Consider the following 10,088-nt stretch of genomic DNA (forward strand, 5'->3'; position numbering starts at 1 on the left):
GCATCTAAAAATAGTTTTATATTTCAAGAAGTTATGCTATAAAAAATTAGGGCGCAAAACCTAAAAAGCCGACTTGGAAACAAGTCGGCTTTTTATTAAGCAAATCTGTAACTTTTAGCCAATAAAATTGATCAAAAAACATTCATTTTTGCGTTTTTTCCTGATTTCTCAATGGTCACACTTCACAAATAATCCCCAATTTCTGCGGACAACTCTTGGGATAAAATAGGCCAACTTTGTAAGCCAAAGCGTACATAAATTTAGAAAACTTGCGGATTGGATAACTAAAATCTTAGTCCTATGATGAGAAATAAGGGAACGGGATGTTTCCAAAAATAAGAATAAGAAAATTGCTCAAGGAATGGGTCGAACTCTAACGGTATAACGCACAACCCAATGTAAAAAGGCTCGACATATTGTGATCTAATGGTTAAGACCTTACAGGAATTATTGGTTAGTCGCTTTCCAGAGAATCAAGTACGTATTCAGAAAATAGCTGATGAGCTACTTTTATAAACTCAGATCCATCTTATTCGTGAAGAATTGGCTGAAATCCTTGGAGTCAAACAGCCATCTCTTTCAGCAATTGAAAACCGTGGCAATGACCTTAAGATTTCGACCATGAAAAAATATGTTGAAGCGATGGGTGGAAAGCTCCGTATTGATGTAGATCTTCCAACAGGAAAACATATAGAATTCAATGTGTAACGATAAAAATGGGAGCTATAAGCTCCCATTTTTTGTTATTCACCAATTAAAATGTCTATGCGATAAACCATTTAAAATGTCCTGTTTTTAACCACAAGAGTCAAGCACAGGATTTAAGTTTCTTTGTTCAACAACAGCTTTCTGAGCTTTACGACTTGGCATACTTTTCTTGGCCCGGGAACGTTTATTCTGTTTTTCTAGTTCTTCATGCTGCTGTTGAATATGCGCCAGGACTGAACCTAACCGTTTATTCTCAACAATCTCATTTTGCTGTAGTCCAGCCAGTTTATTGAAGACACTATAGTTGATCTTCCGTCCTTCATGCATGATCGCCACAGTGCCATCCGGGTACTCCAGAAATGAAATGTATTGCCCAACAAGCTTATGATTCAGCTCTGTCGGTTCAAGCAGATAAATACACTTGTCATAGGTAATCGTCAGGTTCTTGGTGACCTTACGCGGTTCCTGCCAGGTGAATATATCCTCCAGCTCAGCATCAGACTCTGTTAGCGGACGATGTAAGTTCTTTGAATTTCGCGCACACTTGGCGAACTTCTGGTTGAAATGCTCAATAAAGCAGGGTAACCAGGCATTGGCTTCGGCAATTGAACTGATGCCTTCCAGACGCATCTCCTTGATCAAACGGTCTTGAAGGGTTCTATTCGCGCGTTCTACGCGACCTTTAGCCTGTGGTGAGTTGGCAAAGATAATATCAATGTTTAACTCATTCAGAATCCGGCCAAATTGCGTGATCTTGCTGTCCTGGCTCGATTTCTGGTTCACTCTGAATACCGAGTGTTTATCGCTGTAAAAGGCCAAGGGCTTGCCGTATTGCTCAATGTAGGCTCGGGTTGAAAGCATATAGTCAAAGGTCGTTTCAGCCTCACAAAAGCGTAGATGCAACAGCTTGCCGGTAGCATCATCGATATAAACCAGCAAACAGCATTTGGTGGCTCTTCCTTCAAACCAGTCATGATATGAGCCATCAATCTGGATCAGCTCACCGAAGCAATCACGGTTATAGCGTGGCTGGCATGGGCGTTTTAGACGTTTGGATCGCGGAATCCAAAGGTCATTTGCAGTCATCCAGCGCCGAACCGTTTCTACCGGGATATTCAGGTCAAACATGCTGCTGAGCTTCTCATGCGCCAAGGTAGGTCCAAAGCCCAGCAGATGTTCAGAAATAATGGAAAGACATTGCGATTTTAATAAATCGTCATGGCGATGATGGCCCGGTTGACCACGACTGGCATGCGTCATGCCTGAAACACCATCTTGATTGAGCTTCTGCAATAACCGGGTAATTTGACGGGTGGAAAGATTCAGGATTTCAGCAGCACGGACTTGGGTAATACGATGATCTCGAACGTCTTGCAGAACTGCAAGACGTTGAATTTCTTTGTCAGACATAGTGATCAGCATCTATATTTTATATCCAGTCCATGGTGATAAAAATCATCATAAACCAGACATTTTTATTGGTGAGAATATAGACACTTTAAATGGGTTCTAACATTTTTTATTCACATAATAGATTTTATGTTAAATACTTAAAACGTCATGTTCTTTTATTTCTAAAAAAACATATTGATCAATTTCTGCATTTGAGTTCTGTATAAAATCTTTAGCCATATTATTAATATCAATGTGACTTTCTTTATGAACAAGATTAAGCAATGATAATAAATCATTTTTATGATCTGAGTCACACTTTATCTTAAAATTATTCAGCTCATTATTAATTTCTAACCTTATCTGTTCAATAAAATGCTTTCGTGAACACTTGTTATTTATTTTATAAAATAAATTTGTTTTCTCATAAACTCCTTTATGAAAAATCATTTCATAAATTTTCATTTTATATTTCTAACCTTAAAGTATCTTTATATTTAAGCTTTTAAAAAAAACCAATTTCCCTTGGGGAAGAGAAATTGGGTGTGGAGAACGAGATCTTAAAATAAGATCTCACCAGAAATTAAGTTACATTGATCACATTATATGATAGTTTTTGTATACTTTTCAATAAAAAATATACAGATCTGTATAGTTTATGTGTATTCTATATGGTGTGGGTCTATTTAGAAAAAGTTAAATATTTACTATATTTATTACTTATCCTTAATAAAGTGTGTGTTTTATTATTTTTGAAGTGATATTTTATGCTTCATATAGCTGGATATTACTTGGAATTATTGAGTTTATTGTTTTTATGGCTAAAAAAGTTAAAAACCTTTATTTGAGGAAAGGTGAACATTCATTCATTTTACAGTCTTCATTTATTTGTAGAGCTAGAAAACATAATTGGAGCAAGGCTGAGATTGATATGGTTATAAAAAAAACATTGTATAAAGACAGAATTAGTGTGTATAAAATTCTGATCGAATATGTTGATAATAAATAAGTTGAATAATATTTAACCGAAGCCTCTATAGTTTTAATCATCGGATTAATTCTATGATGATAAGTCACTAAATAAACATCCTGAACTTTCAGTTTGCTATTAAGTTCATGGTTAATATAGTCTCACGATTGGCGCAGAGTTTTTCTTGCAATCCGTCGGTTAACTGTTCAACTATTTTGATAGTTGATGTATGTCCATTAGATCAAGCCATTCTGACAATTTCACACAACATAACTTACAGCCATAAAGTCAATTAGCTGAGCCTTTACCTCGTAAATGAATTCTTAGTTAAAGACTTTTAGCCATGTTTATATAGACCCAAAGGTAACTTTACACTCTCACCAGAGAGACTGTATGTTCATTATTTGGGCTAGGATCACTATCTTATGAAAAATTAGTGATAGCTTAGAACAATAACTTTATGTGATTTGTCTGTATGAGTAATAGTGATATTGGCAACAGAATTTGAATTATTTGAAGTTACATTACTCTGATAACCCTTTTGTGATTTAATACTTTCAATTTTTTTTTGAATATCTTTACAAAGTTTATTGGAGCTATTGTGATTACAGGTAAATTCTGAAATAGAGCCCTGAAAGTTAATTTTTTGTGCATAACTCAGTTCACTGCCACTGCATAAAAAAATTGTGAAAATAATAGTTATATACTTATTTAACATCATCTCTTTTCCCCGTTCCGAGATGTTTTAGTTAAAAAATACATATCTATATTATTAAAAGCAACAAGAAAATCCTTAACTTATAAAAAAAATATATAAATTGTGATGTAGTTCTATTAATCGTATTCTATTGTGACGGTTGCCATTCCTCTGACTGTCCCTGGTGATACAGTTTGTTCAGTTTGATAATAACGAGCCTTCATTGGAACACTGTATTGGAGAGTTTGGTTTGAGCTTAGAGTGCCAAGAGTTAATTTATCCCCCTTAGCAATCACTTTATTTTGCTTTTGATAATCCCAAACGATTTGTGTGCCCACACCTTTTGCACGTGTGCTAATTGGGGCTGTGTTCATAAGGACTTGATTATTGGTATTTGCTAAAGATGTATAGTCAAAACTTAAGCTAATTTTATTACTTTCTTCATATCCTGTCGGGTTTTTTCCACCATTACATAAAATATTGAGATCAAATACTTGCTCGCCTTGTGTTGATCCAATACCTTTAAAATCAGCTTTATTTACTGTGGGTAATTGCACTACTTTATTAATACTTCCTTGAATTTCACATGAAGAAGATGCGATTGTAATGGCATTGCCGTATACAGTACTGGTTAATAGCGGTTTGTTGGGATATTCATCTATATGGTAGCTACTATAGCGTCCAGGCACGAGCGTACCAGAGCCTGTCGTTTGTGCTGTTTTTACAATTTCGACGACAAAATAGCCATCGGCTAATGAGTATCTTTTGCCTTGTTGGAGTGCTCGTCTATACGGATAATAACCTGAGAAACCTGAAGCTCCTTCAGCTTCACGATATAATCGTATGCCGATGCCAGGAATATTGGTGCTATAAACTGAGCTTCCAACAGAACTTATGGGATAGTTTTGAGTTAGTATTGCATTAATAGCTGAGGGTGGACTCCACCAATCACAATATATTGTTGAGCCATTAGAAGAAATAGGGAAGGTTGCTTTTCGAAGTACGCTACCTACAGCATCACTTGGTCTTACAACTACACGTCCGACCGCCATGCTCACATCTTGTGATTTAAAACCTCTTTCTGGATCACAAGAGGCATAAACTTCGCTTATTGAAATTGTGCCAATCAACAGTAACAGTGTATTTACAATTTTAAGTTTCATTGACAAATACCCTCTGTAGTAATCATTTTTAGTTTTTCATTCGAAGCTTGCTTACTTACGTTATATTCAATACGACATTGTTCACTGATGTCATCGCCCCATTTTACGGTAATCGTATCGGCTGTTTGATTAGTACGTATGTAAACCATACTACCTTGAGCGACTATACCTATATTCTCTCCGTCTGAATTATATGCCTCAGCTGCAAATGGTAGCGTTTTTCCTTCAGGCGTTAGTCCATGAATATAAATGGCTTTACCTGTTTTAGTTGCAAAGCTAACCTGAGTAATCGCCCCTGCATAAGGTGCAATACGTTGACTGGTTTCTTCAAGTTCCACATCTGATGACATGTTCTGAGGATCTAGTGTGATGTCATTTAAACGGTAAGGCGTAACATATGGAATGACAGCATAGCCAGACTTATTTACCGTTAGGCCTGTTGCATTATTGACTTTTGCACCTGCTGCATCAGGTGCATGGACTAAGACCATGGTTTGTCCTTGATCTGGGCCAAGTAAAATGCCTTTAGTGTGTGCAACAATATTGCCTCGTGCAGAAAGCATAGCTTGCTGATATTGATCAGAAATACTATATGAGCCACCCACTGTAGTAAAATTGGTACGGTATTGAGCATTCATGTTCATACTAGGGTTATCGCCATAGGTGTCAGTAATAGAAGCCCCATAATTGAATCGGTCACCAAGTAGGCCGCTCATTCCGACCGTTGTGCTGTCACGAGTTGTGATTGAGTTTAAATTGACTGAATTCTTTTTGAATGTCCATGGCAGTGATAATGTCAGCATATATTCCGTATCATTGGTAATCAGCTTTGTTGCCGTGTCTTCAACAGTACGTCTAGTCGCGGAAAGTCCGTACGTTAAAGCGCTATAGGTATTGCTGTAACCTATTTGATACTGTCGTGTTGTCTCCTGACGATTCCAGTAATCACTCCATGAGCCCGTAGCATAAAAATTCCCCCATTTATTCGGCAAACCTTGGTTTAATGTGATTTGAAACTCACTCCGCTGTTTGCCAACATAGCTTGAACTGATCCCTTTTTCATCGAGATCTTGAATTATTAATGCATCACGAAGTTTGTAAAAATTCTCGGTTGAATAACGGTAAGCTGCTAATGTTAAATTAGTATTAGTCGGGTTAATGAGCTTACTGTAACTTAATCGATAACTTTGTCCTATTTCATTGTCACGTTTTTTAAAGTCTGCCTGTGAGTGTGTGACGTCTAGCGAAACTGCACCAATTGGAGTTGAAAAAGCACTTCCTAAAGTCACAGCTCTATAATCTTCTGTGCTCTGCACACCCGTAAACGCAGTAATATAGTTGTTAATGCCTTTTTGGTATTTAGCCTGAATAATCCATGGATCAAGGTCAATATCGTTATCTCGGAATTGCCCTGTGGTGATTGAATAACGGCTCATTCCTGGTCGGAGCATTTGTACTACAGATGCATAAGGTACGTTGAAATGTTGAATTTCACCGTTAGCTTCTAAAATGGATACTTCTAGTTCACCACCGAAGCCTGTTGGATAGAGGTCATTAATTTCAAAACTGCCAGGGGCGACAGTTGTTTGATAAATGAGTTGACCTTGTTGGCGTACTTCCACTTTTGCATGTGTTTTGGCATTTCCTCGAATACGTGGTGCGTAACCCAGCATGCTGTTTGGTAGCATACGGTCATCACTAGAGAAGTCAGCACCGCGATAGCCAAATGAGTCGAAAATTTCACCATCAGTATAGCTATCACCTAAAGTTAGGACGGCTCTGTAGTTGGGAAAAGCACGCTGAACATAAGTACTAACAGCATCATAGCTACTTTGTTTATTTGTTGATGCATCGTTATTATCTTGATCGTGGTCTCGCCATTGCCACTGACCATTGTGGCGGAATTGCCAGCCTGCTAGGTTGGCACCCGCATTAATTGAGGTAAATGCAGTGGTTCGTTCTTGATGTCCTTGCATTTGATCAAATGTTTTAAATGCGCTGGCATTATAAGAAAGAAATGCCGCATTAATACCACGATCCCATACACTTGGATCGACATAACCTTGCGCATTTTTCTGCATCACAATTTGAGGAATTGAAATATCTATTCTCAATTTAGATTGATCAAATTCGTAGTATGCATCCTCAACCCATTGTTCAATTTTTTGACAAGGGTTGATGTTGAGTGCTTCATTTTGTTGAATTAAAGCCTCTGGTTTAACACCATATTCAATTAAGTTTTTTTGAGTAAAACAGGTAAAGGCATTTTCTTTATTATCTAAAGCCTTAAATACCATACGATGTTTACCAAACCAATTATCATTCACATAAACATCTAGGCTATATTCACCAGGTAAAATTGGATTACCAAATTTAAAGCGGTCAATATCAATTTTTTTGGCATCACCCATTAAAAAAGCGGAGTCAAATTCTGCTTCTTCTGCAACACTTACTTTATCTTCTGTTTCTGATGCATGAACAAGTGCGGGCATGCTGAGTGTAATAACACCAAACGCAATATAGTAGCTAATGTGATGTTTAACCCATTTAAGACTTTGTTGTTTTTTTTGCATGAAGATGTCCGCCTATTAATTGAAATAGGTGTGTTTTAAGTAAATTTACTTATTTTTGAATCGTGTTATTGCACACGAATTGGTAACTCCACACGACCACCGTAGTCATTGATGCTGGTGAAAACCATTTGGGAGGTATTGCCTCCTTTCAACTTGATACTGTCCTCAGAAAAAGGTTTTAGCATTAAACCTTCTTTAATTAAGTCTGTGCGCTGACCAGCGTTGTTCTGATTGATAGATGTCAATGTAATATGAAATGGCGTAGGATTTTTTACCTTAAGTTGGTCACCTAACACTGTCCATTGAAGTTTAGAGGGAGCAGCACCAGAATCCCCTTTAATTTCATTTGGGCGATAAAAAAACTTAATGCGCGAGCGGATTGCTAATTGTAAGAAATTATCTGGTACGTCATTTGTAGTTTTTGCACTAGGTTTGGGAGGAATATCTAAAATATTCAACCAATACAAGGTTTCTTTAGTTTGAGATAAGTTTGCAGTTTTTGGTAAAGCTGAAATTCTTAAAGTTTGGCCTTTTTGACTATCTACCCGTGAAATTGGGGGAGTAATCATAAAAGGGGCTTGAGATTGGTCTGGAGTACTTTTCGCATCACCTTCATCAATCCAAGCTTGTACAAGTGCAGGTTTGTTACCATTATTGCTCACTTGTAAAGTGATTTCACGAGCATCTGAAGGGTAGATTACACGTGTGCCATGAATAATAATCTCGGCATTTGTTGCAGTAAATGGCACAAAACAAGCTAAAAGTGCAGTTTTGAAAAGGGATGACTTAAAGTGCATGATATATTTTCTCAAACAAATCTTAACAAGTGAGCTTATGCAAATAGCAGCACAAGCTCTCAGCTATACGCTATAAATTATTGATAAATAATTGTATATTGAATAGAAGTTGTTACTTTTCCTGCTGTAGAAGCATCAGTTGCATAGTATTCAGCATAGTAGTTCAAGTCTGCAGAACCTTGGTCAGCAACATCAACCCATTGAGAGTTTTCTTGAGCGCCATTTGCACCTGCAGCTTTTAATGGAATGAATAGATTATTTGAACCTAACAGTTGAACTTGTACGTTTTTCGCACCACTAGCATCTTGGTTATTTAGGCGGCCAGTTGTGAAATCAACAGTAGCACCTGGTTCAAAATAAGTAGCAACCTTACCTTCTGAACAGTTATCGAGCTGAATGGTGAACGGAGTACGGCCAGCTACGTCACCAACTTTAGCAAGGGTTTGTCGAGAAACTGTAGGTAAAGTTACAGTGAAGTCTTTACCTTGGGGAGTAACGATGTCACATGTCTTATCTGTTACTAATCCGTTGATCGTAATTGTACCATCTGCTGCATTTGCTGCACTCATAGCTAACATGGTTACAGCTGCGATAATTGTAATATTTTTCATTCAAAATCTTCCCGAAAAGATGAGGGTAATTGTTGATAATGTACCAGTTTGGTGCGCAAATTGTAGACAAAATTAAAGATAAATGCAAATTACGACTCATTTTTTTAAAATTATGTTAACTTTTTGATTAATTTAAATCTTATTCTTAATTTAAAACTACTGTAAATTTCTTCTTAATTATATTAATGACTTAGCTATTTTTACACATCGATAGGTTTTATATGGCTTTGTTGCACAAGGATTTAAAAATTCCAATAGCTACTCAAATTTAAATTACAACTTGGGTATCATTGATATTTGGAGCTGCCTAATTTAGACCACACTGTTTAATGGGACTTTGAACAGAGCCTGTGACCAGAAGCAAAGAAAGATGAAATAAAGATTTGATCATTAAACAGTATTGAATAGCTGTGTCGGAATAAGTTTGATTTTGACTATGTTTGTCTTTTGGTTGAGTGTACCATTAAGTTTTTGAATAAAAAGCAAATGTTATTTTCCACGATTAATTAAAGCTGTATTGTTGGTGACCCAATTGTTTATACAGTGAGTTTTAGCTGTGGGCTTATCCATCTTAGAATTATATTGTTGAATAAGCTTTTAGAGGTCGGTTTTTGCAACAAAGCTGCTTTCATTAGTTAAGAGAGACAATTTGCTCAATGCTTAGATATTAATAATGAGTAAGTTAAATAACTTATGTAAGTTATTTAACCTCATTTAAAACAGCCTGCTGTAAGTCTTCTTTGGAGAGTTTTTGTAGCTGATGTGGCACTGTTGCAAATAGGCTGACATGATAAGCTAAATATCTTATTTATTTCGAGATACAGCAGATGAATCCCTTCCATGGTCGGCACTTTCAAGGTGAAATCATTCTTTGGGCTGTTCGTTGGTATTGTAAATATGGCATCAGCTATCGTGAACTTCAAGAAATGCTCGCTGAACGAGGTGTGAATGTTGACCACACCACAATTTATCGTTGGGTTCAGCGTTATGCTCCAGAAATGGAAAAACGCTTACGCTGGTATTGGCGTAATCCTACAGATTTACATTCATGGCATATGGATGAGACTTATATCAAAGTGAAGGGGCGATGGACTTACCTGTATCGTGCAGTTGATCAACGTGGTCATACGATTGACTTTTACCTTTCCGCTAGACGGAACAGTAAATCAGCCTATTG

The 10,088-nt window shown here is 36.9% G+C and carries 6 protein-coding genes and 3 pseudogenes; 2 read left to right on the plus strand and 7 right to left on the minus strand.

Going from position 1 to position 10,088, the window contains the following annotated elements; genetic code table 11:
• Positions 1–426: 426 nt before the first annotated feature.
• Positions 427–708 (plus strand): annotated as a pseudogene (locus tag AXW61_RS17205) (helix-turn-helix domain-containing protein).
• An 87-nt stretch (positions 709–795) separates the two neighbouring features.
• Here the strand turns inward: AXW61_RS17205 and AXW61_RS09670 are convergent.
• The 7 genes and pseudogenes from AXW61_RS09670 to AXW61_RS17495 form a co-directional block, all read right to left on the minus strand.
• Positions 796–2,130, minus strand: coding sequence for an ISNCY family transposase (locus AXW61_RS09670; protein ID WP_062034156.1), 1,335 nt, complete (start codon positions 2,128–2,130; stop codon positions 796–798).
• 120 nt (positions 2,131–2,250) lie between these two features.
• A complete protein-coding gene (locus AXW61_RS09675) occupies positions 2,251–2,565 on the minus strand; it encodes a hypothetical protein (RefSeq protein ID WP_062034157.1) in 315 nt (104 codons plus the stop codon).
• Positions 2,566–3,904: 1,339 nt separating this feature from the next.
• Entirely contained in the window at positions 3,905–4,930 is a 1,026-nt protein-coding gene (locus tag AXW61_RS09690; RefSeq protein WP_062034160.1) for a fimbrial protein, read from the minus strand.
• Positions 4,927–7,503 carry a fimbria/pilus outer membrane usher protein gene (locus tag AXW61_RS09695; RefSeq protein ID WP_062034161.1) on the minus strand — a complete coding sequence of 859 codons (2,577 nt, stop codon included), beginning with the start codon at positions 7,501–7,503 and terminating at the stop codon, positions 4,927–4,929. The genes AXW61_RS09690 and AXW61_RS09695 overlap by 4 nt, the downstream gene beginning before the upstream one ends.
• 65 nt (positions 7,504–7,568) lie before the next feature.
• On the minus strand, positions 7,569–8,300 hold the full coding sequence (locus AXW61_RS09700; RefSeq protein ID WP_062034162.1) for a fimbria/pilus periplasmic chaperone: 732 nt from the start codon (positions 8,298–8,300) through the stop codon (positions 7,569–7,571).
• A 77-nt stretch (positions 8,301–8,377) separates the two neighbouring features.
• A complete protein-coding gene (locus AXW61_RS09705) occupies positions 8,378–8,911 on the minus strand; it encodes a fimbrial protein (protein ID WP_062034163.1) in 534 nt (177 codons plus the stop codon).
• Between the two features lie 310 nt (positions 8,912–9,221).
• Positions 9,222–9,481 (minus strand): annotated as a pseudogene (locus AXW61_RS17495) (transposase); the annotation flags it as partial.
• 257 nt (positions 9,482–9,738) lie between these two features.
• On the opposite strand from AXW61_RS17495, the pseudogene AXW61_RS17805 reads away from it, so the two are divergent.
• A pseudogene (locus tag AXW61_RS17805) lies at positions 9,739–10,088 on the plus strand (IS6-like element IS1008 family transposase); the annotation flags it as partial.

The organism is Acinetobacter sp. BMW17 (genome assembly GCF_001592855.1).
Lineage (GTDB): Bacteria > Pseudomonadota > Gammaproteobacteria > Pseudomonadales > Moraxellaceae > Acinetobacter > Acinetobacter johnsonii.